Origin of the sequence: Serratia plymuthica, from assembly GCF_018336935.1 — a bacterium.
Lineage (GTDB): Bacteria > Pseudomonadota > Gammaproteobacteria > Enterobacterales > Enterobacteriaceae > Serratia > Serratia plymuthica_B.
Genome location: NZ_CP068771.1, coordinates 1706511 through 1733344 on the forward strand (window position 1 = coordinate 1706511; position 26834 = coordinate 1733344).

Annotated in this window: 26 protein-coding genes and 2 pseudogenes; 19 read left to right on the forward strand and 9 right to left on the reverse strand. The window is 53.6% G+C overall.

Annotated elements, in window-relative coordinates; genetic code table 11:
• Positions 1-168: 168 nt before the first annotated feature.
• The 7 genes from JK621_RS08075 to pyrC form a co-directional block, all read right to left on the reverse strand.
• A complete protein-coding gene (locus tag JK621_RS08075; RefSeq protein ID WP_006324655.1) occupies positions 169-285 on the reverse strand; it encodes a DUF2770 family protein in 117 nt (38 codons plus the stop codon).
• A 111-nt stretch (positions 286-396) separates the two neighbouring features.
• Positions 397-1026, reverse strand: coding sequence for a LuxR C-terminal-related transcriptional regulator (locus JK621_RS08080; RefSeq protein WP_212559359.1), 630 nt, complete (start codon positions 1024-1026; stop codon positions 397-399).
• 222 nt (positions 1027-1248) lie between these two features.
• On the reverse strand, positions 1249-2364 hold the full coding sequence (gene solA, locus JK621_RS08085; protein WP_212559360.1) for an N-methyl-L-tryptophan oxidase: 1116 nt from the start codon (positions 2362-2364) through the stop codon (positions 1249-1251).
• Between the two features lie 144 nt (positions 2365-2508).
• Positions 2509-2763: a biofilm formation regulator BssS gene (gene bssS, locus JK621_RS08090; RefSeq protein WP_004943025.1), complete on the reverse strand. Its 255-nt coding sequence runs from the start codon at positions 2761-2763 to the stop codon at positions 2509-2511.
• Between the two features lie 198 nt (positions 2764-2961).
• Positions 2962-3240 carry a hypothetical protein gene (locus JK621_RS08095; RefSeq protein ID WP_212559361.1) on the reverse strand — a complete coding sequence of 93 codons (279 nt, stop codon included), beginning with the start codon at positions 3238-3240 and terminating at the stop codon, positions 2962-2964.
• A gap of 137 nt (positions 3241-3377) precedes the next feature.
• Positions 3378-3617 carry a DNA damage-inducible protein I gene (gene dinI, locus JK621_RS08100; protein WP_006324660.1) on the reverse strand — a complete coding sequence of 80 codons (240 nt, stop codon included), beginning with the start codon at positions 3615-3617 and terminating at the stop codon, positions 3378-3380.
• Positions 3618-3696: 79 nt separating this feature from the next.
• Complete coding sequence (gene pyrC, locus JK621_RS08105) at positions 3697-4743, reverse strand: dihydroorotase (protein ID WP_212559362.1); 1047 nt, start codon at positions 4741-4743, stop codon at positions 3697-3699.
• Between the two features lie 224 nt (positions 4744-4967).
• Between pyrC and JK621_RS08110 the strand changes: the two genes are divergently transcribed.
• Entirely contained in the window at positions 4968-5255 is a 288-nt protein-coding gene (locus JK621_RS08110) for a putative quinol monooxygenase (RefSeq protein WP_212559363.1), read from the forward strand.
• A 61-nt stretch (positions 5256-5316) separates the two neighbouring features.
• Here the strand turns inward: JK621_RS08110 and rne are convergent, their stop codons facing one another.
• Positions 5317-8703, reverse strand: coding sequence for a ribonuclease E (rne, locus tag JK621_RS08115; protein ID WP_212559364.1), 3387 nt, complete (start codon positions 8701-8703; stop codon positions 5317-5319).
• 552 nt (positions 8704-9255) lie between these two features.
• Here rne and rluC point away from each other — a divergent pair.
• The gene (gene rluC / locus JK621_RS08120; protein ID WP_126481948.1) at positions 9256-10218 is read left to right on the forward strand and encodes a 23S rRNA pseudouridine(955/2504/2580) synthase RluC; all 963 of its coding nucleotides are present in this window, start codon (positions 9256-9258) and stop codon (positions 10216-10218) included.
• Positions 10219-10234: 16 nt separating this feature from the next.
• Here rluC and JK621_RS08125 read toward each other — a convergent pair whose 3' ends face one another.
• Positions 10235-10816: a Maf family protein gene (locus JK621_RS08125; RefSeq protein ID WP_212559365.1), complete on the reverse strand. Its 582-nt coding sequence runs from the start codon at positions 10814-10816 to the stop codon at positions 10235-10237.
• Between the two features lie 142 nt (positions 10817-10958).
• Here JK621_RS08125 and yceD point away from each other — a divergent pair, with 142 nt between their 5' ends.
• The 17 genes and pseudogenes from yceD (at position 10959) to JK621_RS08210 (ending at position 26418) form a co-directional block, all read left to right on the forward strand.
• Positions 10959-11480 (forward strand): 23S rRNA accumulation protein YceD, encoded by a 522-nt coding sequence (yceD, locus tag JK621_RS08130; protein ID WP_006322514.1) that lies wholly within the window; start codon positions 10959-10961, stop codon positions 11478-11480.
• A 16-nt stretch (positions 11481-11496) separates the two neighbouring features.
• A complete protein-coding gene (gene rpmF / locus JK621_RS08135; protein ID WP_004943042.1) occupies positions 11497-11664 on the forward strand; it encodes a 50S ribosomal protein L32 in 168 nt (55 codons plus the stop codon).
• A gap of 11 nt (positions 11665-11675) precedes the next feature.
• Entirely contained in the window at positions 11676-12710 is a 1035-nt protein-coding gene (gene plsX, locus JK621_RS08140; protein ID WP_212559366.1) for a phosphate acyltransferase PlsX, read from the forward strand.
• Between the two features lie 6 nt (positions 12711-12716).
• Positions 12717-13670: a beta-ketoacyl-ACP synthase III gene (locus JK621_RS08145; protein ID WP_212559367.1), complete on the forward strand. Its 954-nt coding sequence runs from the start codon at positions 12717-12719 to the stop codon at positions 13668-13670.
• A 16-nt stretch (positions 13671-13686) separates the two neighbouring features.
• Positions 13687-14616 carry an ACP S-malonyltransferase gene (fabD, locus tag JK621_RS08150; RefSeq protein ID WP_212559368.1) on the forward strand — a complete coding sequence of 310 codons (930 nt, stop codon included), beginning with the start codon at positions 13687-13689 and terminating at the stop codon, positions 14614-14616.
• An 11-nt stretch (positions 14617-14627) separates the two neighbouring features.
• Positions 14628-15362 (forward strand): 3-oxoacyl-ACP reductase FabG, encoded by a 735-nt coding sequence (gene fabG, locus JK621_RS08155; protein WP_126481958.1) that lies wholly within the window; start codon positions 14628-14630, stop codon positions 15360-15362.
• A 154-nt stretch (positions 15363-15516) separates the two neighbouring features.
• Entirely contained in the window at positions 15517-15753 is a 237-nt protein-coding gene (acpP, locus tag JK621_RS08160) for an acyl carrier protein (protein WP_004719003.1), read from the forward strand.
• 82 nt (positions 15754-15835) lie between these two features.
• Entirely contained in the window at positions 15836-17077 is a 1242-nt protein-coding gene (fabF, locus tag JK621_RS08165; RefSeq protein ID WP_212559369.1) for a beta-ketoacyl-ACP synthase II, read from the forward strand.
• A gap of 169 nt (positions 17078-17246) precedes the next feature.
• Positions 17247-18044 (forward strand): aminodeoxychorismate lyase, encoded by a 798-nt coding sequence (gene pabC, locus JK621_RS08170; protein WP_212559370.1) that lies wholly within the window; start codon positions 17247-17249, stop codon positions 18042-18044.
• Positions 18045-18057: 13 nt separating this feature from the next.
• On the forward strand, positions 18058-19083 hold the full coding sequence (gene mltG, locus JK621_RS08175) for an endolytic transglycosylase MltG (protein ID WP_212559371.1): 1026 nt from the start codon (positions 18058-18060) through the stop codon (positions 19081-19083).
• Positions 19073-19708, forward strand: coding sequence for a dTMP kinase (tmk, locus tag JK621_RS08180; protein WP_212559372.1), 636 nt, complete (start codon positions 19073-19075; stop codon positions 19706-19708). The genes mltG and tmk overlap by 11 nt, the downstream gene beginning before the upstream one ends.
• Positions 19708-20715 carry a DNA polymerase III subunit delta' gene (gene holB, locus JK621_RS08185; RefSeq protein ID WP_212559373.1) on the forward strand — a complete coding sequence of 336 codons (1008 nt, stop codon included), beginning with the start codon at positions 19708-19710 and terminating at the stop codon, positions 20713-20715. Before tmk ends, holB begins: the two co-directional genes overlap by 1 nt.
• A 14-nt stretch (positions 20716-20729) precedes the next feature.
• Positions 20730-21506, forward strand: coding sequence for a metal-dependent hydrolase (locus JK621_RS08190; RefSeq protein ID WP_212559374.1), 777 nt, complete (start codon positions 20730-20732; stop codon positions 21504-21506).
• Between the two features lie 337 nt (positions 21507-21843).
• On the forward strand, positions 21844-23277 hold the full coding sequence (gene ptsG / locus JK621_RS08195; RefSeq protein ID WP_212559375.1) for a PTS glucose transporter subunit IIBC: 1434 nt from the start codon (positions 21844-21846) through the stop codon (positions 23275-23277).
• Positions 23278-23478: 201 nt separating this feature from the next.
• Positions 23479-24111: pseudogene (locus JK621_RS08200) on the forward strand (oxidoreductase); the annotation flags it as partial.
• Positions 24112-25149, forward strand: a pseudogene (locus tag JK621_RS08205) (phage portal protein).
• 393 nt (positions 25150-25542) lie between these two features.
• Positions 25543-26418: a hypothetical protein gene (locus tag JK621_RS08210; protein ID WP_073972041.1), complete on the forward strand. Its 876-nt coding sequence runs from the start codon at positions 25543-25545 to the stop codon at positions 26416-26418.
• Positions 26419-26834 lie beyond the last annotated feature (416 nt).

The window sequence follows — 26834 nt, forward strand, 5'->3', positions numbered from 1 at the left end:
TGCTGGTCTTGCATAGGGAGCAAATCAGAAGGGGTGATCGGCGCATGGCGCATGTGCCGCAGCGGCCGGTCAGGTGATGAAGGATCGGGCTGATTGTTCAAGGCCGGGCAGCTGTTCCGGCTAACCGAAATGGTGAAAACACAAACGGGGGAAGGTCAGCGGCATGAGTCAGGTCATAAAGAAGAAATAGACATCAAGCGCCAGCACCAGCAGCCACAGACAGAGATACAGCACCAGATGTTCGCGCACATTGTTGACGATCGCCGACAGTATTTTGTTTAGCATTCTAAGCAGCCAAAAGGTAAGGACCGTTGATTATAGTATTTTTGTAGCCGACGTTAAAACGGTGAAAGGGCAAAGTGTGGAGATAGAGGTGAATTTCACCTCTTAAATAAATTATACGGCCAGCAGAGACAGCGGCATCGGAGTAACCGGCGGTGTGCTTGGCGGATAGAAATAACGCAGTACGTTATAGAGAGAATAAAACTCAAGCCGGTTGCGGGCGTTGATTTTTTCCGTGATGTGGCGTTTGTGAACATAAACCGTATGTGAGCTGATTTGCAGTTTTTTCGCGATGCGGTAATTCGGCATTTCCGCCATCCAGTGTTTCATCACCGTCAACTCTTGCGGGCTGAACAGAGAGTGTTCGACGCCGCTATCCATCAGCGCGACCGGCTTTTCCCTCAGCATGCGCAAGGTGACGGGCAAAATGCTTTTGTTGAACAGGAAAGCATTGTCAGCGATACGCATCGGCGTTTCGCTGTAGGGATAGGGTGTGTCCAGATAAATGAACAGTAGCGCCGAGGGGCTGGCTTCAATAAAAGCCTGCAGTTGGGCATCATCTTCGTTATAACGGCAATTTTTGGTCAGGTTGATCAAGATGTGGCTCGGCTGGTAACTGCTCAGCAGCGGCATGGCCTGTTCAATGCTGTGACAACAGGTGATTTGAGCAAAAACAGGGTCAGTAAAATAGTTGTCAATTCCGACCCGGGTAAAGCAGCATTCGTCCACGACAAGCAGTTTCATGGTCACGTCCTTGTTGATCGAAAAATTACTTGGGCATATGAGCTGTAAAATAGAACTTACACCATAGGGGGATCAATTCGGAAATCCGGATACTTGCGTCAGAAATTTCCGTTGCCAGATATTTTATATTGGATTTTAAAGGGTTATGCGTGCGCGTAATTGTAACTGGGGATAAACCGCAGCCCGCGCGGGTTAGCGGGTGCGGTTGCTGAATGGGAAAGGTTAGTTAAAACGCTTTAGCGTAAAGGGCGAGACATCTACCGGCGGGGTCTTATCTTCGGCAAACAAAGCGGCGATCTCACCTAGCACGCTGGCAAACTTGAAGCCATGGCCGCTCAAGCCACTGATGACCATGAGTCGATCGCATCCGGGGAGGGTATCGATAATAAAATCTTCATCCGGACTCATATCGTAACTGCAGGCTTCCCCGTGTAAACATACGCCTACACCGGGTAAAAACTGGCGCAGGAATTGGAAGACTTCAGTGCCATCACTGGTGAAACCGCCGAAAGGTTTACGTTGCTCCGGCGCATCAATCTCCTGGCCGCCATTATGCTTACCTACTTTCAGCCCGTCGTTATCGGCAGGAAAACCGTAATAATGGTTGCCGTCTTGAGCCTCAACGGTAAATGCCGGGAAGCGGTTGTTGACGCTGTAACGGCCATCCGCCTGATGCCACGAAAACACCTTCCGCAGCGGTGCGATCGGCAACTGCGGCAGCAGGGCCTTTACCCAGGTGCCGGCGGTGACGACTGCTTTTCGGCCCTGGAAGCGGCCCTCAGCGGTGACCACTTCCACACCGCCGTCGACAGGCGTCACTGCGCTGACCGGGCAATTGAACAGCTGGCTGCAACCGGCCTCTTTAGCCAGTTTGATCAGACTGGCGATGGCTTGTTCTGAGCGCAGGAACCCGGCATCGGGTTCAAACACGCCAATATAGCCTTCAGGTGCGTTGAATTCGGGCCAGCGCTGGTTGATCTGTTCTGCACTGAGGTTTTGCGTGTTCAGGCGGAATTTTTGCGCACTGAGTTGGGCATTGCTGATAAATTCAGAATGCTGTGGCCCCAGGTTCAGTACCCCGCAGGCCTGAAACAGCTCTTCACCGGTTTGTTGAATCAGCGCGTTCCACAGCGCCTGGGCGCGTAAAATCAGTGGTACGTATTTTTCGCCTTCACCATAGGCATGGCGGATGATCCGTGTATCGCCGTGGTGGCTACCGTTACGGTGTGGGGGCATCGAGCTGTCGATCATTAATACTTTCAAGCCGGATCGCGTCGCATAGTAACCTGCCGCTGCCCCTACCGAACCGCTGCCCACCACAATCAAGTCATATTCCACGTGCCGTAACCCCTCTGATATCGCTTTCTTATCAGGCTATGATAAAAGGTTGGACGCTGCAATGCACCCGTTGCGCTACGGTGCCGGCAAAGAAAAAGGCGCCAGAGATAATCGCTGGCGCCTTAGGTTTTTTGGGGCAGTAAATCAGTGCTTTTTACGATCAAGGTCCTGGTAATCCGTTGCTTCAATCTTGGCAATGCCGGCTTCTAAGATATTGATTAATTGGCGTGCGACATCTGTAGTTAACCAAAGCGTTCTGTCTACTTGGGCTTCCTCTGGCGTCTGGTCTAGTGAAGACAGGTAATGAAGGCGTATCATCATGGCGTCATAAACGTCGACAGTACTGATATCCCAACCAACAAGCGGGTGTGTCTGAATTACTTCATCATTTCTGTCCATAAAGACCCCTTATTGAGTAGTAACTAACGTGAGTGACTAACGAGGATCAATGCGGCTCATCATCATGTGAGCAATTACAGTATACGCATATGGCTTCTGCGGTGGGGATTTTCCATCCTTTTATGCAAAATAAATATTTATTTGAGTCACTGTTCTACAGGCCGGCTTGAGAAAACCAGCGCGGCGGGCATGTGGCAATTATTCAGCATCAAGCGGCGGCGGGGCACCGTGTAACCGTTTCTCCAGCTCGGTGGCCAGGTGTGCGAAATGCTGCTGCGTTTCAGCATCGCGATTCTGATTTTGCGCTTCCAGTTTCAGGCTGTGGATCAGCAACTGATTGGCTTTGTCATCCAGACCAAAAGCCAGATAGGAGAAAGCGACTTCCAGTACGTTCAAGCGTCTTTTTTGATCGCCAATCAGCGCCAGCAACTCGCCAAAGGTCATCGCTTCTTCAGACTTTATCTTGTCCGGGGCCATTTCAAACACCTCCTGTCAAAACATTCAGTACAGACCAGATAAGGCTTTTCTTCCAGAATAAAATTGTGAGGAGGTGGGGGTGATTTCAAAGACAAAAAAGCCGGGGAGCGACCCCCGGCAAAAACAGCATTGCAGTGTTATTCTGCGCTGAACCACTCGTCTGCGCTTTCCCAGGTTTCCTGGAGGATTTCAGCGATAAGATCTTTATCCGTTTTTAGGCCGCCAAGCACAGAAAGCCCATTTGAACCGGCATAACGAACCTGAACCACGGCGTCTGGAAATTGACGATTTACCCGCTTGCCCAGCTCGCCGGTCAGGGCTTCAATGGCCCCTGGCGGTAGCGGTCTGGTTTTATCTATAGTGACTTCAACACGCATTATTGCCCCCGAAGCGATTTACTGGTTATTTATACAGTTAACTCCGCGTAGGGGCAAGAGGTTGCGTTAAAAAAAGATTTTACGCTTTCACTGACCAGCTCAGGCTCTCTCCGGCCAGGAATGGCACAACCGTTTCCTGGCCTATGGCGATCTCTTCCGGTTGCGTCGTCGGGACACGCTGCAGTTCGATGAAATCGGCATTGACCGGCAGGCCATAAAAACGCGGGCCGTTCAGTGAACAGAAGGCTTCCAGATGCTCCAGCGCGCCCAGTTGTTCGAATACGCTGGCGTAGGCCGGAATTGCATTGGGGGCGTTAAATACGCCGGCGCACCCGCAGCTTGATTCTTTGCGATGCTTGGCATGCGGCGCTGAGTCGGTGCCGAGGAAGAAGCGATCCGAACCGCTGGCGACCGCTTTACGCAGCGCATCCTGGTGAATATTGCGTTTCAGGATCGGTAGACAGAACAGGTGCGGGCGGATGCCGCCAACCAGCATATGGTTGCGGTTAAACATCAAGTGTTGTGGCGTGATAGTGGCGCCAAGAAAACGATTGCCTTCCTGCACATATTGAGCCGCTTCTTTGGTCGTTATGTGCTCGAAGACGATTTTCAGTTCCGGGAACTGCCGGCGAATTGGCTCCATAACCTGCTCGATGAAGCGTGCCTCGCGATCGAAAATATCGACGGCGGCATCAGTCACTTCACCGTGGATCAGTAGCGGCATGCCAACTTTCTGCATTTGTTCGAATAGCGGGTAAATGCCTTTCACGTCGCTGACGCCGTGGCTGGAGTTGGTGGTCGCGTTGGCAGGGTACAGCTTGGCTGCGGTGAACACGCCTTGCTCGAAGCCGTTGACCAGCTCGGCGGCGGCCAATGAGTTGGTCAGGTAGCAGGTCATCAGCGGGGTGAAGTCATGATCCTGAGGAACAGCGGCCAGAATGCGGTCACGATAAGCCCGGGCGGCATCTACGGTAGTGATTGGCGGAGCCAGATTAGGCATCACAATCGCCCGGCCAAATACCTGACTGGTATAGGGCAGAACCGTTTTCAGCATGTCGTCATCACGCAGATGGATGTGCCAGTCGTCAGGGCGGCGGATTTTCAGGGCTTGAGGTTGTGCGGTCATGTTGCAAGGCTCCGGCGGTCAGAAACACGTCTATATAAAAGCGAATAATGGGGGTTATTCACGCCGGGGTGTAAGGATAAGCGGAAAGCGTCGCCGATGCATCTGTTTGTTCACTGCAAGTTGAAATCAATTGGCTATCGGGCGCATAGTGACAGGGATTTTAACGATTCCCGCCTCCTGACGGTCGGGTAATCTACGTTTATCAAGTGGAAAGGGAGAACGAAATGGAAGTACGTGTGATTGCAACCCTGCAAGCGAAACCTGAATTTGTGTCTGCCGTCAGCGATACGGTGCACGGTATTATCGAACCAAGCCGCCAGGAACTGGGCAATCTGCAGTATGACCTGCACCGTGACCTGGAACAGCCAGGCACCTTCGTGTTTTTCGAGCGTTGGGCAAGTGCGGAAGCGCTGGAGAAACACAACGCTACCGAGCATTTCAAGCTGTTTGTCAGCCAGCTCGACGGCAAGCTGGATTTGCTGGATATCAAGCAATTGAAAAAAATTGCCTGAAGCTATTTTTCGGCAAGAAAAAACCCGCCAAATGGCGGGTTTTTTTATCGGAGCAGATTAATTATTCATTAACCGGCTGCGGTTTGGTTGCCGGCGCTGTGGCTTGATTTACCGCAGCATGGCCACCCGCAGAGCCTTTACCTTCGAAATTGAAGGAAGGGCGTTGCCAATCACTGCGCTTTTGTTCTTCAGGCTCGTAAGCCGGCGCAGGAGCCTTGGTCATCGGTGCCGTGGCGATATGTTTATAGAGCACACCGTGCACCGGTTGCTGAACAACTGGCGGTTTTTCTGCAACAACGACCGGAGCAGCGGCTTCCTGAACAGGGGTTGCCTCGACGATGACCGGCGCCGGCGCTGCGACAGGCTCAACAACAGCGGCAGTCTCTTGCGCAACAGGCGTTGCTTCAATCACCGGGGCTGCCTCGACGCCCGCAACTGCTTCAACAGCGGTAGTCTCTTCAACTACGATAGCTTCTTCAACTACGGTAGCTTCGGTAGCTGCTTCAACGACTGGCGTTGCGCTTTGCGGTACCGCAGCCGTTTCCTCAGATTGAGCTGCAACCGCCGGCTCAACAGTTTCAACTTCCGGCTGGGCTTCTGCAATGACAACTTCAGCGGTTTCTACCGGTGCGATGGTTTGCGCGGCAGCCTCAGCGATAACCGGAGCGGCTACGCCGGCGGTTTCCTGTGCCATCACGTTGTCGACAGCGATTTCGGTAGCTTCAGTCTGAACTTCAACGTCTTCAATCACTTGCGCAGTTTGTGTTACAGGGTAACTGACCCATACCTTGCCAGAAGCCATTTCCGGCGAGGCGAAAGCCCCGGCCAGCGGCATCGGTGACTGGACAGGGTAACGCTCATCACGGTAACGGCGACGGCGTTGACCGCTCACGCGCAGATGACGCGGTGAGCGGCGTGAACGGCGTGGCATGCCGTTTTCGCCGTTACGGTTGTCGCCCTGAACATCATCTTCAACTGGTGCATCAAGGGTTTCCGGCAGCAGTTTAACGCTGTTTTCTTCCGCAGCCGGCTTCGCGTCTTGGGTTTTCGCAACCGGCGCTTTAGGCGCCAGCAGTTCTTCCGCTGCGCGATGCAGTTCTTCTTCTGCGGACAGTACGCGAACTTTCTGCGTCAGAGGACGACGCTGGCGACGCTGCATATTCTGCTGCTGGCGTTCTTCCAGATCTTCATCGCTGATAACGTTGGCGCTGGTGTTGACGCTTTCCAGCGCAGCCACTTCCTGCTGAGCTTGACGCTTCTCTTCCTGACGACGGCGTTGGCGCTCTGCACGCTGATCGCGGCGCTGTTGCTGCTCTTCACGCTGTGCCTTGGCAGCCTCTTCAGACTGTGGCTCCTCGGCAACCGGTGCAGTCTGCGGCGCATTGCGGCGATTGTTGCGGCGTTGTTCATCGCGCGCTTCACGCGTTTCACGGCCTTCGCCACGGTTGTCACGCGGTTCACGATTTTCGCGTGGTTCACGGTTATCGCGTTCGCGATTATCACGGCCTTCGCCGCGCTCTTTACGTTCGCCACGTTCAGGACGATCGCTACGCTCACCGCGTTCCCCACGTTCACCGCGCTCTTTACGGCCTGCACCCTGACGGCGTTGACCACGGCGATCCTGGCGGCGGTTTTCACCGTTGCCTTCGGCCTTAGGTGCCTCAACGGCAGGTTTGGCTTCAACAACCGGTTGTTCCTCACTGGCGAACAACGCTTTCAATCCACCGAACAGGCGGCCCAACAGGCCTGGTTTGGCAGTGGTTGGTGCGCTTGGTTTGGCCGCTACAGCGGCTGTCGCAGCTTGTGTCGCCGCAGGTTCTTCAGCAGGTGGCGGTGCGTCGGCAGCCAGAGAGAACGAAGCCAGAGCCGGTTGTTCCGGACGTTTGCGCTCCATCGGCGCATCTTCCAGTGGTTGGTCCATCTCTTCTTCGTGCAGCTTCGGCAACAGGTAACTCAGGGTCGCTGTTTCTTCGCCTTTGCGCACACGCAGCACAGAGTAGTGCGGGGTTTGCATCTGATCGTTCGGCACGATGATCGCTTTTACGCCACCCTGACGTTTTTCGATCGCGCTCACCGACTCACGTTTTTCGTTCAACAGGTAAGAGGCAACCTGAACAGGCACGATAGCGTGAACTTCTTTGGTGTTTTCCTTCAGCGCTTCTTCTTCGATCAGGCGCAGAATGGAAAGTGCCAGCGATTCGTTGTCACGGATGGTGCCGGTGCCGTTACAGCGAGGGCAGACGTGATGGCTGGATTCACCCAGTGACGGGCTGAGGCGCTGACGCGACATCTCAAGCAGGCCAAAGCGGGAAATGCGGCCGATCTGGATACGCGCACGGTCCTGGCGCACTGCGTCACGCAGGCGGTTTTCTACTTCGCGTTGGTGGCGTATCGGGGTCATATCGATGAAGTCGATAACAATCAGGCCGCCAAGGTCGCGCAAACGCAGTTGGCGAGCGATTTCGTCCGCCGCTTCCAGGTTGGTGTTGAACGCGGTTTCTTCGATATCGCCGCCGCGGGTTGCTCGCGCGGAGTTGATGTCGATGGCGGTCAACGCTTCGGTAGTGTCGATAACGATCGAGCCGCCGGAAGGCAGGCGCACTTCACGCTGGAAGGCGGATTCGATCTGAGATTCGATTTGGTAATGGCTGAACAGAGGGATTTCACCGCTGTACAGTTTGATTTTGCTGCTGAAATCCGGGCGGCCCAGTGCAGCGATGTGCTCTTTGGCCAAATCGAGAACCTTAGGGTTGTCGATCAGGATTTCACCGATGTCCGGGCGCAGGTAGTCACGGAATGCGCGTACGATCACGTTGCTTTCCTGATGGATCAGGAACGGAGCAGGGCGACCTTCGGCGGCTTTCTTGATGGCTTCCCAATGCTTCAGACGGAAAGACAGGTCCCACTGCAGCGCATCGGCGGATTTGCCTACGCCCGCGGTGCGAACAATCAGGCCCATGCCGTCCGGCAGTTGCAGGGAGGAAAGCGCTTCTTTCAATTCGGTGCGGTCGTCGCCCTCGATGCGGCGGGAAATGCCACCGGCACGCGGGTTGTTCGGCATCAACACCAGATAACTGCCGGCCAGGCTGATGAAGGTGGTCAGGGCTGCGCCTTTGTTACCACGTTCTTCTTTATCAATCTGAACGATAACTTCCTGGCCTTCGCGCAACACATCTTTGATGTTCGGGCGACCATGGGAAGAGTAGTTACTTGGGAAGTATTCGCGGGCAATTTCTTTAAGAGGGAGGAAACCATGTCGTTCTGCGCCGTAATCAACGAACGCTGCTTCAAGACTTGGTTCAATACGAGTGATTTTGCCTTTGTAAATATTCGCTTTTTTCTGTTCATGACCTGGGCTTTCAATGTCCAAATCATACAGCCGCTGTCCATCTACGAGGGCAACACGCAACTCTTCCTGCTGAGTTGCGTTAATCAACATTCTTTTCATCTTAACTTACTCGTTATTTTTACATTATCGACAAAGCTGCGGGCAAAATAACCTCATGGCCGGGTTAAAACCGAAAACCCCGTGTCTTCTCGCAAAGTCGTCAACCTCACGGTTGTCGCCTGCATAGGGGCGCATTATCTCGGTAAGCCTGTATTTCTTTGTGAAAAACAGCACTTTTACTAGGGGAATAGCCTCTGATTTACGTCGACAGATCTGATTCCGTTTGCCGGCCAAGCTGCAACCCGCAGCCCGCTAATTGTTTGATTTCACATTACGTCTTACGCCATTGCTGCGTTTTTGCGCCATCAGACAAATTTTATAATTCCACCGTTTTCCCTGTTTAACGAGAATCAACGTGGAAAGTAAACGCATTATTCCACTGCTGATACCGTTATAGCAAGGTGACTTTTCCTTAACTGCGGAAGAAATCGCAAACGTTCAAACCGGCTTGCTGCCTTATTGTTCGCAGGGGTTTCATCTGCAGTCAGAGAGACAGTTAAGCACAGAAAAAGAAGTGGCGCTATTTACTCGCTCTATTTAGAATCCCGCTCCATGAAAACGAACATTCCCGCAGTACAATTAATCACGATTTCTGACGACGAAGCCGGTCAGAGAATCGACAACTTTTTGCTTGCCCGCCTGAAAGGCGTGCCGAAGAGCATGATTTACCGCATCGTGCGTAAAGGCGAGGTGCGGGTTAATAAAGGACGCATCAAGGCAGAATATAAACTGGCCGCCGGCGACGTGGTGCGCGTACCGCCGGTGCGCGTTGCCGAGCGTGAAGACGCGCCGGTCTCCGCCAAACTGGATAAAGTGGCTGCGCTGGCAGATTGCATATTGTATGAAGACGATCACCTGTTGCTGCTGAACAAACCATCGGGCACGGCAGTCCATGGCGGCAGCGGCCTGAGCTTTGGCGTGATCGAAGGCCTGCGCGCGCTTCGTCCCGAAGCCCGTTTCCTGGAACTGGTTCACCGCCTGGACCGCGATACCTCAGGCGTGCTGCTGGTGGCGAAAAAACGCTCTGCGCTGCGTTCGCTGCACGAACAACTGCGCCTGAAAGGGATGCAAAAAGATTACCTGGCGCTGGTTCGTGGCCAGTGGCAGTCACATTGCAAAGCGGTGCAGGCCCCCTTGCTGAAAAACATTCTGCAGAGCGGTGAGCGCATCGTTCGCGTCAACAGCGAAGGTAAACCGTCGGAAACCCGCTTCAAGGTGGAAGAGCGCTTTGAGCATGCAACGCTGGTCAAAGCCAGCCCGATCACCGGGCGCACTCATCAGATTCGCGTGCACACTTTGCATGCCGGGCATCCGATAGCCTTTGACGATCGTTATGGCGATCGCGAGTTCGATCGCCAACTGGCAGGCACCGGGCTCAAGCGCTTGTTCTTGCATGCGGCTTCTTTGCGTTTCGAACATCCGGGCACCGGCGAAACGATGCGTATCGAAGCGCCGATGGATGAAGAGCTGCGTCACTGCCTGCTGGTGTTGCGCAAACAGTCGCAGGGTAAATAACGCAGCCCTTGTTACCCTATGCCAGCGGGTTGATGCCCTCAGCCCGCAGCATTTCCAGCAGTGCGATCAACGGCATGCCGATCAGCGCATTGGGATCCCGCCCCTCCAGTTTCTCGAACAGCGCAATCCCTAACCCCTCGCTTTTAAAGCTGCCTGCGCAGTCGAGTGGCTGTTCAAGATGCACGTAAGCGCCAATTTCAGCCTCGCTCAGCGTGCGAAAATGTACGTGAAAGGGTTCGCACAGCACCTGCAGATGCCGGCTGCGGCTGTTATATAACGCCAATCCGGTATAAAAGGTGACCCTTTGGCCACTGGCCTGGCGCAATTGAGCGCAGGCGTTCTCTTTGGTGTGCGGTTTTCCGGTGATTTTTCCGGCAATCACACAGACCTGATCGGAGCCGATAATCAGATGTTCGGGGTAGGCGGCAGCCAGCGCCTGGGCTTTCGCCGTGGCCAATCGTAGCACCAGCGCCTCGGCGCTTTCCCCGGCCAGCGGGGTTTCATCCACCTGCGGCGCAGCGCAAGCGAAGGGCAGGCGCAGCTTTTCCAGTAGCGTCTTGCGGTAGGTCGAGGTGGAGGCAAGGAGAAGTCTTTGCATAATATTTTTTCGCAAACCGTAGCGTAAATAGAGTGGGCATTTTAAACTGTCCGCCGCTGAGGAAGCGAATATTGGTGAAAGGTGCCGTTTTACGGCCTTTTTCTTTGACTCTACGTCGTTACAAAGTTAATATGCGCGCCCTATGCAAAAGGTAAAATTACCCTTGACCATTGATGCGGTACGTACCGCTCAGAAACGCCTGGACTATGTCGGTTCTTATGCGCCTGAGCAGGTTACACGTGTTGCCGACTCCGTGGTCAGTGTGGACAGTGATGTTGAGGTTTCGTTATCGTTCGATATTGATAACCAACGCCTCGCGGTGATAACAGGGCATTCGGACGTTCAGGTAACCCTGATGTGCCAACGTTGTGGCGTCCCGTTTGAACGTCATATCCACACAACATATTGTTTTAGCCCGGTCGTCAATGATGAGCAGGCTGAGGCATTACCGGGAGCGTACGAACCGATCGAAGTCGATGAGTTTGGCGAAGTTGATCTGTTGGCAATGATTGAAGACGAAATTATTCTTTCTCTGCCTGTCGTCCCGTTACATGAATCTGAACACTGTGAAGTGTCCGAAGCGGACATGGTATTTGGCAAACTGCCTGCAGAGGCGGAGAAACCGAATCCATTTGCCGTACTAGCCAGTTTAAAGCGTAAGTAATTAAGGAGTAAGGTCCATGGCCGTACAACAAAATAAACCAACCCGTTCCAAGCGTGGCATGCGTCGTTCACACGATGCCCTGACCACCACCACATTGTCTGTTGATGCGACTTCTGGTGAAACTCATCGTCGTCACCACATCACTGCCGACGGTTTCTACCGCGGTCGCAAGGTTATCGGCTAAGTAGCGGTACCTTGACTCGTCTAACCCTGGCGTTAGATGCAATGGGCGGGGACTTCGGTCCCTGCGTCACAGTGCCTGCTTCATTGCAGGCACTGGCCTCTAATTTACAGCTTCATCTCCTGCTGGTCGGCGATCCCGACGCCATCTCTCCCTTACTTGCCAAAGCCGATCCGGTTCTTCTGGAGCGTTTGCAAGTCGTGCCCGCTGAATCAGTGATTGCCGGCGACGCCAAACCCTCACAAGCGATACGCGCCAGCCGTGGTACGTCTATGCGCATTGCGCTGGAACTGACCAAAAACGGTGATGCGCAGGGTTGCGTCAGTGCAGGTAATACCGGTGCGTTGATGGGCCTGGCGAAAATGCTGATTAAGCCGTTGGACGGTATTGAACGTCCGGCGCTGATGACCGTGATCCCGAACCAGAAACGCGGCAAAACCGTCGTGCTGGATCTGGGCGCCAACGTTGAATGCGACAGCACCATGCTGGTGCAGTTTGCGGTAATGGGCGCGGTGATGGCCGAAGAGGTGGTGGGTATTGCGCAGCCCCGTGTGGCGCTGCTGAATATTGGTGAAGAAGAGACCAAAGGCCTGGATAATATTCGCGAAGCGGCCGCCGTGCTGAAAAATACTCCGGCAATCAATTATATTGGTTACCTGGAAGGCAATGATCTGCTCACCGGTAAAACCGATGTAATGGTCTGCGACGGCTTTGTGGGTAACGTCACCCTGAAGACCATGGAAGGGGTGGTAAGAGTGTTTTTATCGCTGCTGAAATCATCCGGAGACGGTGGCAAGCAGGTGTGGTGGTTAAAGTTGTTAGGCCGTTGGTTGCAAAAACGGGTGGTAAAACGGTTCGGCCACCTGAACCCCGACCAGTATAATGGCGCATGTCTGTTAGGATTGCGCAGCACCGTAATCAAGAGCCACGGCGCTGCGAACCCACACGCGTTTGCAGTAGCAATCGAACAGGCTGTGCAGGCGGTGCAGCGGCAAGTCCCTGAAAGGATTGCTGCGCGCCTTGAAGCTGTATTACCTAAGAGTGACTGATCGTACATGTATACAAAGATTCTCGGTACGGGGAGTTATTTACCCGTACAAGTGCGCACCAATGCTGACCTTGAAAAAATGGTGGATACCTCTGACGAGTGGATCGTCACGCGTACCGGTATCCGTGAACGCCGTATCGCTGCCGCCGATGAAACCGTGGCGACGATGGGCTTCCATGCAGCTGAAAAAGCGCTGGAAATGGCAGGTGTGGCTAAAGAAGACATCGGGTTGATCGTCGTTGCGACCACCACCTCAAGCCACGCATTCCCCAGCTCCGCTTGCCAGGTGCAGCAGATGTTGGGCATTAAAGACTGTGCGGCCTTCGATCTGGCCGCCGCCTGCGCCGGTTTTACCTATGCGCTGAGCGTGGCCGATCAGTACGTCAAGAATGGCGCGGTGAAACATGCGCTGGTGATCGGCGCGGACGTGCTGTCACGCACGTTGGATCCTGAAGACCGCGGTACCATCATTCTGTTTGGCGATGGCGCTGGCGCAGTGCTGTTGGGCGCCTCCGAAGAGCCGGGCATCCTGTCTACCCATCTGCATGCCGATGGCACCTACGGCGGTTTGTTGACGCTGCCGTTCAAGGATCGTCAGGATTCGGAGCAGCCGGCCTACGTCACCATGGCCGGTAATGAAGTATTCAAAGTGGCGGTTACCGAACTGGCTCACATCGTGGAAGAAACGCTGCAAGCCAATAATCTGGACCGTGAGCAGTTGGATTGGCTGGTGCCACACCAGGCCAACCTGCGCATTATCAGCGCGACGGCGAAAAAACTGGGTATGGGGATGGATAAAGTGGTTGTGACGCTCGATCGTCACGGCAACACTTCTGCCGCCTCGGTCCCTGCAGCCTTCGACGAAGCCGTGCGTGATGGGCGGATCCAACGCGGCCAACTGGTGCTGCTGGAAGCCTTTGGCGGCGGCTTTACCTGGGGCTCGGCGCTGGTTCGTTTCTGATTGACAGGAAGAAAAAATGACGCAATTTGCTTTTGTTTTCCCAGGTCAGGGGTCTCAGACCCTTGGCATGTTGGCCGATTTGGCTACGCAATTTCCGATCGTTGAAGAGACTTTCAGCGAAGCCTCGTCCGTTTTGGGCTATGACCTGTGGCAATTGGTGCAGCAAGGCCCGGCGGAAGAGCTGAACAAAACCTGGCAGACGCAGCCGGCATTGCTGGCCGCTTCCGTGGCTATTTTCCGCGTCTGGCAGCAGCAGGGCGGTAAAGCGCCTGCGATGATGGCAGGTCACAGCCTGGGTGAATACTCGGCGCTGGTGTGTGCGGGCGTGCTGGATTTCCAGGCGGCGATTCGTTTGGTTGAACTGCGCGGCAAACTGATGCAGGAAGCGGTGCCGGAAGGCACTGGCGCGATGTCAGCCATTATCGGCCTGGATAACGATGCCATCGCCAAAGCCTGTGAAGAGTCCGCTCAGGGGCAGGTCGTGTCTCCGGTGAACTTCAACTCGCCGGGGCAGGTTGTCATTGCAGGCAACAAAGAAGCGGTTGAGCGCGCAGGCGCTGCCTGTAAAGCTGCCGGCGCCAAGCGTGCGTTGCCGTTACCGGTGAGTGTACCTTCGCATTGCGCGCTGATGAAGCCGGCGGCAGATAAGCTGGCCGTCGCGTTGCAGGAAATTACCTTCAACGCGCCGCAGGTCGCGGTGGTGAATAACGTCGACGTGCGTACTGAAACCGATCCGGAAGCCATCCGCAGTGCGCTGGTACGCCAGCTGTACAGCCCGGTGCGCTGGACCGAGAGCGTAGAATTTATGGCAGCACAGGGCGTTACCTTGCTGCTAGAGGTTGGCCCGGGTAAGGTTCTGACCGGTCTGACTAAACGTATTGTTGACACCCTGACGGCGGCGGCGGTTAATGACGCAACCAGCCTGTCGGCGGCGCTTGAACAATAAAGAGGAAAATAATGGGCTTCGAAGGTAAAGTTGTTCTGGTCACCGGCGCTAGCCGGGGTATTGGCCGGGCTATCGCAGAGTCGTTTGTAGCACGTGGCGCCAAAGTGATCGGCACCGCTACCAGTGAAAGCGGCGCTGAGGCTATCAGCAGCTATCTGGGCGCAAGCGGCAAAGGGTTTGCGCTGAACGTGGTTGATGCTCAATCTATCGACAGCGTTCTGGCATCTATTCGTGCTGAATTTGGCGAAATCGACATTTTAGTGAATAATGCCGGCATTACGCGTGATAACCTGCTGATGCGCATGAAGGATGATGAGTGGCAGGATATCCTGGACACTAATTTGACTTCCGTATTCCGTCTGTCAAAAGCGGTAATGCGAGCTATGATGAAAAAGCGGTTTGGCCGGATCATCACCATCGGTTCCGTAGTCGGTACCATGGGGAACGCAGGGCAGGCTAATTACGCGGCGGCTAAAGCCGGTCTGATTGGCTTTAGTAAGTCTTTGGCACGTGAAGTTGCTTCGCGTGGCATTACGGTCAACGTCGTGGCACCTGGTTTTATTGAGACGGACATGACACGGGCGTTGACAGATGATCAACGTGCAGGCATTTTGTCATCAGTTCCAGCCAATCGGCTGGGGGATGCTAAAGAAATCGCCAGCGCTGTTGCATTTTTAGCCTCTGATGAGGCTGGCTACATCACCGGTGAAACGTTGCATGTCAATGGCGGCATGTACATGATTTAAAAAATGCGAAAACTATTTGCGTTATCTGGGGTAAAAACCGCAAAATAGCGTAAAATCGTGGTTTGACCAGCCGGGATTTAGTTGCATCTTTTTCAACATTTTATACACTACGAAAACCATCGCGAAAGCGAGTTTTGATAGGAAATTTAAGAGTATGAGCACTATCGAAGAACGCGTTAAGAAAATCATTGTTGAGCAACTGGGTGTTAAACAGGAAGAGGTTTTAAATAACGCTTCTTTCGTTGAAGATCTGGGCGCTGATTCTCTTGACACCGTTGAACTGGTAATGGCACTGGAAGAAGAATTCGATACTGAGATTCCAGACGAAGAAGCTGAGAAAATCACTACTGTTCAGGCAGCTATTGATTTCATCAACGCTAGCCAGCAGTAAGAGAACATATCTAGGCGGTCATTCGACCGCCTAAGTTTTTTCTATCCCTAGTGTCATATTTTTCCCTCCTTGGAGGACAAACGTGTCTAAGCGTCGAGTAGTTGTGACCGGACTGGGCATGTTGTCTCCTGTCGGCAATACTGTAGAGTCCACATGGAACGCTCTTCTTGCCGGTCAGAGTGGCATCAGCCTGATCGACCATTTCGATACCACTGCCTATGCGACTAAATTTGCGGGCCTGGTAAAGAACTTTAATTCAGAGGATTTCATCTCTCGCAAAGATGCGCGCAAGATGGACTCCTTCATCCAGTACGGGATCGCTGCCGGCATGCAAGCCATGCAGGATGCGGGGCTGGATATCACCGAGGCTAACGCCAGCCGCATTGGTGCCGCTATCGGCTCCGGCATCGGCGGCCTGGGTTTGATTGAAGAAAACCACAGTTCACTGGTTAACGGTGGCCCACGGAAAATCAGTCCGTTCTTTGTGCCGTCAACCATCGTGAACATGATTGCAGGTCACCTGACTATCATGTTTGGTATGCGTGGCCCGAGTATTTCGATCGCCACCGCCTGTACGTCAGGTGTGCATAACATTGGCCATGCCGCGCGTATCATTGCTTACAATGATGCCGACGTTATGCTGGCCGGTGGGGCAGAGAAAGCCAGTACTCCGCTGGGCGTTGGCGGTTTCGGCGCAGCGCGCGCGCTGTCGACCCGCAACGAAAACCCTCAGGCGGCCAGCCGCCCATGGGATAAAGACCGTGACGGTTTCGTCCTGGGTGACGGTGCTGGCATGATGGTGCTGGAAGAGTACGAGCACGCCAAGAAACGCGGTGCCAAGATTTACGCTGAAGTTGTCGGTTTTGGGATGAGCAGCGATGCCTATCACATGACGTCTCCGCCGGAAAACGGTGCGGGTGCTGCGCTGGCAATGGAAAACGCTTTGCTTGACGCAGGTGTGACCACGTCACAAATCGGGTATATCAATGCGCACGGCACCTCTACGCCGGCCGGTGATACCGCCGAAACTCAGGCTGTGAAGTCGGTATTTGGCAGCGATGCGAAGCGCGTGATGGTCAGCTCGACCAAATCGATGACCGGCCACCTGTTAGGTGCGGCAGGTGCGATTGAATCGATCTTCACCGTGCTGGCATTGCGTGATCAAGCGGTTCCGCCAACCATCAATCTGGATAACCCGGATGAAGGTTGCGATCTGGACTTCGTTCCGCACGAAGCGCGCCAGGTAAGCGATATGCAGTACACGCTGTGTAACTCCTTTGGTTTCGGCGGTACTAACGGTTCGCTGATCTTCCGCAAAGTGTAATATCTTTGCTGGCAGACGATAAAAAAGCCCGGTTTTTAAACCGGGCTTTTTTTATGGCGCTGACCTGCAGGGGGGGGGGCTTGTCGGGGCGTTTGCCGAACGGCAAGCTGCTGCCAATGACACCCGCGCCTGTTATTCTGTAGTGAAAGCCAAAGCGCTCGGGGGACATATGTACTGGATTAACGGACAACAGCACGATGCGTTAGCGCCAAGCGATCGCGGTTTGCAGTTCGGTGATGGCTGTTTTACTACTGCCAGGGTTATCGATGGCAGAATAGAGTTGCTTCCCTGGCATATTGAGCGCCTGCAACAGGCGGCGCAGCGGCTGATGATGCCGGTGGCAGATTGGGGGGCTCTTGAACGTGAAATGGCGCATGCGGCAGAATCTATCTCGCTCGGCGTGGTCAAAGCGATACTGACGCGCGGCAGCGGCGGACGAGGTTACAGTCCGCAGGGGTGTGAGAATCCTACGCGGATTGTTTCGCGTAGCGCATATCCCACCCATTACCTGCCGTGGCGCGAACGGGGAATTAGCCTGGCGCTCAGCCCGGTGGCTTTGGCGCGTAATCCGTTGCTGGCGGGGCTGAAACACTTGAACCGCCTGGAGCAGGTATTGATCCGCGCGCATCTTGACCAGACGACTGCCGACGAGGCGCTGGTGCTTGACACTGCCGGTATGCTGGTGGAATGCTGTGCGGCTAATTTATTCTGGCGTAAAGGGAAAGCGGTATTTACGCCCGATCTGAGCCAGGCCGGCGTGGCTGGTTTGATGCGCCGCAGGGTGATTGAGTTGTTGGCGGGCAGTGAATATTCATTGCATTGCGTCAGCGAGCCGCTGGTCACTCTTGCCGACGCCGAAGAAGTGCTGGTGAGCAACGCGCTGATGCCCTTGCTGCCGGTAAATACAGCGCAATCATGGCGTTATCACTCGCGTCAACTCTATGATTTTTTGCGCCCACACTGTTAACGATGGCTGATTGATGAAGAAAAGAAAGCTGAAGGTCGTTTCTATTATTGTTGTTCTGGTATTGGCCCTGCTGTTTTGGGGTTACCAGAAGGTTGAGCGCTTTGCTGATACGCCATTGGCGATCCAGCAGGAAGCCATTTTTAAACTGCCGGCCGGCACCGGACGGGTAGGGTTGGAAGAGTTGCTGGTGCGCGACAAGCTGATCCGCAACGGTGCCTGGTTCCCGTGGCTGCTGCGTCTGGAGCCGAAATTGGCGGAGTTCAAGGCCGGCACCTACCGCTTTACGCCGGGGATGACGGTGCGCCAGATGCTCAAACTGCTGGCCAGCGGTAAAGAAGCCCAGTTCAGCGCGCGTTTTATCGAAGGTTCGCGCCTGCGTGACTGGCTGTTGGTGTTGCAGCAGTCGAAATACCTCAAACATACGCTGGCGGGCAAAAGCGAAGCGGAAATTGCCGTGGCGCTGGGCCTGCCGGAGGGGACTCATCCGGAAGGGCGCCTGTACCCGGATACCTATCTGTATACCGCCGGCATGAGCGATATCGCGTTGCTCAAGCGCGCACATCTGCGCATGATCAAGACGCTTGAGGCCGCCTGGCAAAGCCGCGATACCAGCTTGCCGTACAAGACGCAGGAAGAGTTGTTGACCATGGCTTCGATCGTCGAGAAAGAAACCGCCGTGCCCGAAGAGCGCACCAAGGTGGCCTCGGTCTTCATTAATCGCTTGCGCATTGGCATGCGCCTGCAAACCGATCCCACGGTGATCTACGGTATGGGCGATGCTTATAATGGCAATATCACCCGCAAGGATCTGGAAACGCCGACGCCGTACAACACTTATGTGATAAGCGGCCTGCCGCCGACGCCGATCGCCATGCCGGGCCAGGCTTCGCTGGAAGCCGCCGCCAATCCGGCGAAGACGCCTTATTTGTACTTTGTCGCCGACGGCAAGGGCGGCCACCAGTTTACCACTAACCTGGCAAGCCATAATCAGGCGGTTCGCGCCTATCGCCAGGTGCTTAAGGAAAAGAATGAAAAGTAAATTCGTGGTTATCGAAGGGCTTGAGGGCGCGGGGAAAACCACCGCGCGCGATACCGTGGTCAACGTACTGCGCGAACACGGCATTAACGACATTGTTTTTACCCGCGAGCCGGGCGGTACCCCGCTGGCGGAAAAGCTGCGCGATCTGTTCAAACGCGGCATCGACGGCGAACTGCCGACTATCAAAGCCGAAGTGCTGATGCTGTATGCAGCCCGCGTGCAATTGGTAGAAACCGTCATCAAACCGGCGCTGGCGCGCGGTGCCTGGGTGGTCGGCGATCGTCACGATTTGTCGTCACAGGCTTATCAGGGCGGCGGTCGTGGCGTAGATCAACAACTGATGGCCTCGCTGCGTGACACCGTCTTGGGGGATTTTCATCCGGACCTGACGATTTATCTGGATCTGCCGCCGCTGGTTGGCCTGCAACGCGCCCGTGCGCGCGGCGAACTGGATCGTATTGAACAGGAAGCGCTGCCGTTCTTTGAGCGCACCCGTTCGCGCTATCTGGAGTTGGCGGCGCAGGACGATTCTATCGTCACCGTCGACGCTTCCCAATCGCTGGAACAGGTGACGGCGGCTATTCGCAGTTGCCTCAGCCAATGGCTACGGCAGGAAGGCGTGTAATGAACTGGTACCCGTGGCTGAACACGCCTTACCGTCAGTTGGTCGGGCAATATGCAGCCGGTCGCGGCCATCATGCCCTGTTGTTGCATGCTTCAGCGGGCAATGGCGATGACGCGCTGGCTTATGGTCTGAGCCGCTGGTTGATTTGTCAGCGGCGTAACGGCGAAAAAAGCTGCGGCGAGTGTCATAGCTGCCGGCTTATGCTGGCGGGCAACCATCCGGACTATCACGTATTGGCGCCGGAAAAGGGGAAAAGCAGCCTGGGTATCGAGCCTATCCGCCAGGTGATCGAAACCCTTTATTCCCACGCCCAGCAGGGGGGCGCCAAGGTTATCTGGTTGCCGCAGGCAGAGCTGCTGACCGAAGCGGCGGCCAATGCCCTGTTGAAAACGCTGGAAGAGCCGCCGGAAAAAACCTATTTCCTGTTGAGTTGCCGCGAGCCTTCACGGCTGCTGGCGACATTGCGCAGCCGCTGTTTCTATTGGCATCTCGCCAGCCCGGATGAGCAGCTCAGTTTACAGTGGTTGAACCGGCAAATGCCGGGCAATTTGGTGGATCTCCTTACCGCACTGCGGCTGCACGACGGGGCGCCGCTGGCCGCCGAGCAACTGTTGCAACCCGAGCGTTGGCAGCAGCGCAGAGCCTTGTGCGCCGCACTGAATGCTGCCTTGCCGCAGCATGACATGCTGTCGCTGTTGCCGGCGCTGAATCACGAAGACGTGGCGGAGCGGCTGCACTGGCTGTGCGCATTGCTGGTGGATGCCATGAAGTGGCAGCAGGGCGCGGCGAGCTTTATGCTTAATCAGGATCAGCAACCGTTGGTGCACCAATTGGCCAGCCGCCTGAGCGGTACCTCGCTGCAGCAGGTGGTGCAGCAATGGCTCAATTGCCGCCATCAGTTGCTTAACGTAACCGGCGTCAATCGCGAACTGTTGCTGACCGAACGACTACTCGGTTGGGAGCAGATGCTCGGCGCTACCGGTTATTCTCACCCTCATTCGTTGTAAAAGAGTTAATTATTATGTTGTTAGTAGATTCGCATTGTCATCTTGATGGCCTGGATTACCAAACGCTGCATCAAAACGTGGATGACGCCCTGGCGAAAGCCAAGGCGCGCGATGTCGGCTACGTTCTGGCGGTGGCGACCACCTTGCCGGGTTATCAGGCCATGACGCAGTTGATCGGCCCACGCGATGACGTGGCGTTCTCCTGCGGTGTCCACCCGCTGAACCTCGAGGGCGGCTACGATTATGCAGAGCTGCGTCGTCTGGCGGCGGCAGAACAGGTGGTGGCGCTGGGAGAAACCGGGCTGGATTACTTCTATCAGAAAGACAATCTCGAGCTGCAGCAAGCGTCATTCCGTGAGCATATCCGCATTGGTCGCGAACTGAACAAACCGGTGATCGTGCATACCCGCGACGCGCGTGAAGATACGCTGGCGATCCTGCGTGAGGAGAATTCGCAGGACTGCGGCGGCGTGCTGCACTGTTTTACCGAAGATATCGCTACCGCAGAAGCGCTGCTCGATCTGGGTTTCTATATTTCCTTTTCCGGCATCCTGACGTTCCGCAATGCGGAGCAACTTCGTGAGGTGGCGCGCTACGTGCCGCTTGATCGCATTCTGGTGGAAACCGACTCGCCGTATCTTGCCCCGGTGCCGCATCGCGGCAAAGAAAACCAACCTGCCTACGTACGTGATGTGGCTGAATACATGGCGGTATTGAAGGGCGTGAGCCTGGAAACGCTGGCCGAAACCACCACCGCCAACTTTTCACGCTTATTTCACATCGAACTATAATCCTTGGCCTAGGCTTAGCTGTAGTCATTGATGTCGGAATTTTTTTTAAGCTCGTAATTAATCGCTGAAACGGGTAATGTTCCCACCCGTTTTATGGCGATGGATGGGCTTTTTTTTCGTCTGTTTTGATAAAAAATGGCCGATTCAAGAAAAATACCCGGCTTTGTTCATCGAAACGTGACTGCCATCAAACATTGCGCAGGCTATTTATTTTACTCTGCGTAAAAATTCAAGGGGTGCTCAGACACCCTGAATTGCAGGGGTTTTTCTCCCCCCCTTGCAACGCGAAGAATCGCGAGAAGTAGCAAAGCACCATTACTCAGGAGCACACTCAACTATGTTCAAGAACGCATTTGCAAACCTGCAAAAAGTAGGTAAGTCGCTAATGCTGCCGGTTTCCGTATTGCCTATCGCAGGTATTCTGCTGGGCGTCGGTTCCGCCAACTTTAGCTGGCTGCCTATGGTAGTTTCTCACGTGATGGCGGAAGCCGGCGGTTCAGTTTTCGCCAACATGCCGCTGATTTTCGCTATCGGTGTTGCCCTCGGCTTCACCAATAACGATGGTGTATCTGCGTTAGCTGCGGTAGTGGCTTACGGCATCATGGTGAAAACCATGGCGGTGGTTGCACCTTTGGTTCTGCACCTGCCGGCTGACGAAATTGCGGCTAAACACCTGGCGGATACCGGTGTGCTCGGGGGGATTATCTCCGGCTCCATCGCGGCCTATATGTTTAACCGCTTCTTCCGTATTCAGTTGCCTGAATACCTGGGCTTCTTTGCCGGTAAGCGGTTTGTGCCGATTATCTCCGGCCTGGCGGCGATCGTTCTGGGCGTAGTTCTGTCCTTCATCTGGCCGCCAATCGGTACGGCTATCCAGACCTTCTCGCAGTGGGCGGCTTATCAGAACCCGGTAGTGGCGTTCGGTATCTACGGCGTGGTTGAACGTGCGCTGGTGCCGTTTGGTCTGCACCATATCTGGAACGTACCTTTCCAAATGCAGATCGGTGAGTTCACCAACGCGGCCGGCCAGGTATTCCACGGCGATATCCCGCGTTATATGGCGGGTGACCCGACTGCGGGCAAACTGTCCGGTGGCTTCCTGTTCAAAATGTACGGTCTGCCTGCCGCCGCTATTGCCATCTGGCATTCAGCCAAGCCGGAAAACCGCGCTAAAGTCGGCGGTATCATGATCTCCGCTGCGTTGACCTCGTTCCTGACCGGTATCACCGAGCCGATCGAGTTCTCCTTCATGTTCGTTGCACCGATCCTGTACGCAATCCACGCCATTCTGGCTGGCCTGGCGTTCCCGATCTGTATCCTGTTGGGTATGCGCGACGGCACCAGCTTCTCGCACGGTCTGATCGACTTTATCGTGCTGAGCGGTAACAGCAGCAAGATCTGGTTGTTCCCAATCGTGGGTATCATCTACGGTGTGGTGTACTACACCATCTTCCGCGTGCTGATTGCCAAGCTGGATCTGAAGACTCCTGGCCGTGAAGACACCGCTTCCGAGCAGGTCGCTCAGGGTGGTTCTGAGATGTCTGCGGCTCTGGTCCAGGCCTTTGGCGGTAAAGATAACATCACCAATCTGGATGCCTGCATCACCCGTCTGCGCGTTAGCGTGGCGGACGTGAGCAAAGTTGACCAGCCTGGTCTGAAAAAACTGGGTGCTGCCGGCGTTGTTGTCGCAGGCTCAGGCGTTCAGGCTATCTTTGGTACCAAATCTGACAACCTGAAAACCGATATGGACGAATACATCCGTAATCACTAATTCAGGCTGGGGAGCTTTGAGGGAGGCGAAAGCCTCCCTTTTTTATTGCTTTTTATATTGATTTTTAAGTGTTTTTATTTTACGTGTCCACATTAAAACCTCGCATTAACTACGCGGTACAAATACCCACCTCTGCGGACACTCTGCTTAGCCAAAGATCAATGCAGTTTGTCCGCCGTTATTGGGATGAGGCTGCTCCTTATGGGAGAAATGCAGCGTTGCATGGTCGACAGTTGGGAGCATTGGACTGACGTTAAGCCCTTCGTATTGCGCCCGGTGGCGGCGCGGGAAGTCTGGATCGGTTATGACCCGGCCAGTTCTGAAAACGGCGATAGCGCCGGTTGTGCGGTTATCCTGCCGCCGCTGATTGCGGGCGGCAAGTTCCGCGTGCTGGAGCGCCATCAGTGGCGCGGCATGGATTTTTCCGCCCAGGCCAAAAATATCAAGGCGCTGACTGAGCGCTACAACGTGACCTATATCGGCATCGATAACACCGGCCTTGGCCGTGCGGTGTCGCAACTGGTGCGCCAATTCTTCCCGGCGGTTAACGCCATCAACTACAACCTTGAAATGAAAACCGACCTGGTACTGAAAGCCCGCGATGTGATCCGCTCTGGCCGCCTGGAGTTTGACGCGGGTGCGCTGGATATCGCCCAGGCGTTTATGTCCATCCGTAAACAGATGACCGCAACGGGCCGACGGGCAACCTATGTCACCAGTCGCGCCGAAGGCGTGAGCCACGGGGATGTGGCCTGGGCGGTCATGCACGCCTTATTCAATGAACCGCTCGAAGGGGCAACTGGTAGCAATACAGGTTTTATGGAGATTTTTTAAATGAGCAAACGCAACCGGGGCCACAAAAACACCCAGCCGATCACGCAGAAACAAAGCGGGGCGCAGCATGTGGAGGCGTTCACCTTCGGCGACCCGATCCCGATGCTGGATCGGCGTGAAATCCTGGATTATCTGGAGTGCAGCATTGTTGACCGTTGGTATGAGCCGCCGATCTCTTTCAGTGGCCTGGCGAAAACGTTTCGCGCGGCGGTGCATCACAGTTCACCGATCACCATGAAGCGCAATATTTTAGTGAGCATGTTCAAGCCCCACCGGTTGCTGTCAAAGCAGGATTTTAGCCGCTATGCGCAGGATTTTATGGTGTTCGGCAACAGTTTTATTGAAGGGCGCTACAACCGGTTGGGCGGTCTGATGAAATTGGCCCCCAGCCTGGCGAAATATACCCGCCGTGGCGTAGAAACGGATTCTTACTGGTTCGTGTAATCGTGGATGGAGCCGCATCAGTTTGCGGAGGGTTCTATTTTCCACCTGTTGGATCCTGACATTAACCAGGAGATTTACGGCGTTCCCGAATACCTTTCCTCGCTTAACTCCATCTGGCTTAATGAGGCGGCAACGCTGTTTCGCCGGAAATACTACCTTAACGGCAGCCATGCCGGGTTTATTCTGTACATGAACGACGCGGCACACAAACAAGAGGATATTGATAACCTGCGCAAAGCGCTGAAAGAGTCAAAGGGGCCGGGTAACTTCCGTAACCTGTTTATGTATGCGCCTGGCGGTAAGCCGGACGGGTTACAACTGATCCCCCTGGCCGAAGTCGCGGCAAAGGACGAATTTTTGAACATCAAAAACGTGACCCGCGATGATCAACTTGCGGCCCAGCGCACTCCGCCACAATTGATGGGGATTTTGCCGAATAACACCGGTGGTTTTGGTGACGTTGAGAAGGCCGCGCGAGTATTTGCGATTAACGAGCTGGCACCGTTGCAGGAAAGGCTATGTGAACTTAACGAGTGGGCAGGGGAAGAGGTGGTCAGCTTCAACCCTTATGAATTGCTGAAATCGGATGTTTAAGCGTTTAGCTCAATAAACATACTTAATAATACTTGAACGGATAATTTTTTTTATGTTTTGAGCCAGATTTTATCTGACAGTCGACTTTTGCAGAAACCGACGTTGGTAGATATCTAGGCGGCCTCTCTTTTACCATTTTAATCCCGGTGATATAAAAAAACTGGCTAAATCCACAGTAATTATGTTGCGGCGGTTCACTTCCGTGATTAAAAGATGACCAGCTAAAGTGTCAAAAGTTAGCGTTAATTTGAAATTAGTAAGTATAATGGATGCATATGTTTTTTTTCGTCAAAGCATGAAAATGAATAACTTCATGTTGTTTATTAAAATGCAAATGAACTTGCTGGTATCTGTCTTAAGCTGAGTCGTTTTATTTTTAGGAGAAAGTTAGTAATGCCAACAACGGTTCCTGATTCTTCATGGTACAAAGCTAAAAGTGCTGGTGCAGATGCTCCTTGTTCGTGTCCGTATGCCAATGTACACAAATGTTATAGATACTATGCGAGCCTAGACATGCTTGGCAAAGCTAAAATGATCACATCTATCAGCGATGAAAAAAAATCTGAATTAGAAGCATTTTGGTCAGAAACAGGTTTGGTTCCGGTAATCGCTGAAGAAGATACTGGCATCGGCGGTTCACCAGGTAGTTGGACCTCCTTCTCAAACTTCTGCCCAGAAGTCATTTTTTCCTATTTCGGTTATTACGCTAGTTATTTGGCAAAATATGTAGATGATATAGACAAAGATGCAGGGCAGAGAAGGGCTGAAAGGGAAGGTATTAAAAATAATTGGCGGTATAGTTGGGGGTTTTTAGATGCTTGCCACTTCCTTGACTGTAGTGTTTACAATCAAGTCAATATATTTAATTCGGAGAAAATTAAAGAGTTAGATAGGTTGGTGCATTCAAATATAGTAGTTCTGATTGGTCGGATGGAACAATGTCTTGAAAGCAAAGATCCTTCTGGTGTTCTTCATGCTGCTTCTAATATTTTGGAGACAATGGCTAAGGATATTCTTAATGATGCAGGTTTATCCGATCAGACTTTGGGAAGTTTTATTGGGAAGTATGAAAGAGAATCAGCTCTTCCAAAAGAGATAACAAAAGTTGTTGGTTCTATTTATGGGCTTCGCAATAAAATGCCTCTATCTGGACATGGGAATACAAAAAAACCAAATATAAGCATGCATGATGCAATAATTATTGCAGCTGCAACAAAATTCATCGTGGAAATTGAATATAGATTTAGTAAGGCTTTGCAGCGGAGCTAGCTTTTTACTGAATTCGGAGTCTATAGCACGATACTAAGTGTATTTTCTCACTCATAATCGATAGGAGTTACGTATCGAACCATCTAATAGGCGAAAGTCGGTTCTCAACATCTCTATTCGCCGATTATTCATATGGTAGATGCTTAGTCGTGTGTTGTTGTGACATGCTACGAGCATTTTATTTTTATCAAAAAGGCACGTCACAAGTATGTTGAAAATAAAATTGTGACGTGGCAGGATAGTTTTTCTCCACTTGGTACGCCCTGTACCGACACTCTTATATAAAGTGTGTTTTTTATCTGCATCGACCCGGATTTTAACTAAAAAAACACTGCATATCTTAAGTGCAAAAATTCGCATACTTTTTTCATACCTAATAATCTCTCCAAGCCACATATGACAAGGCTTTGACGTGT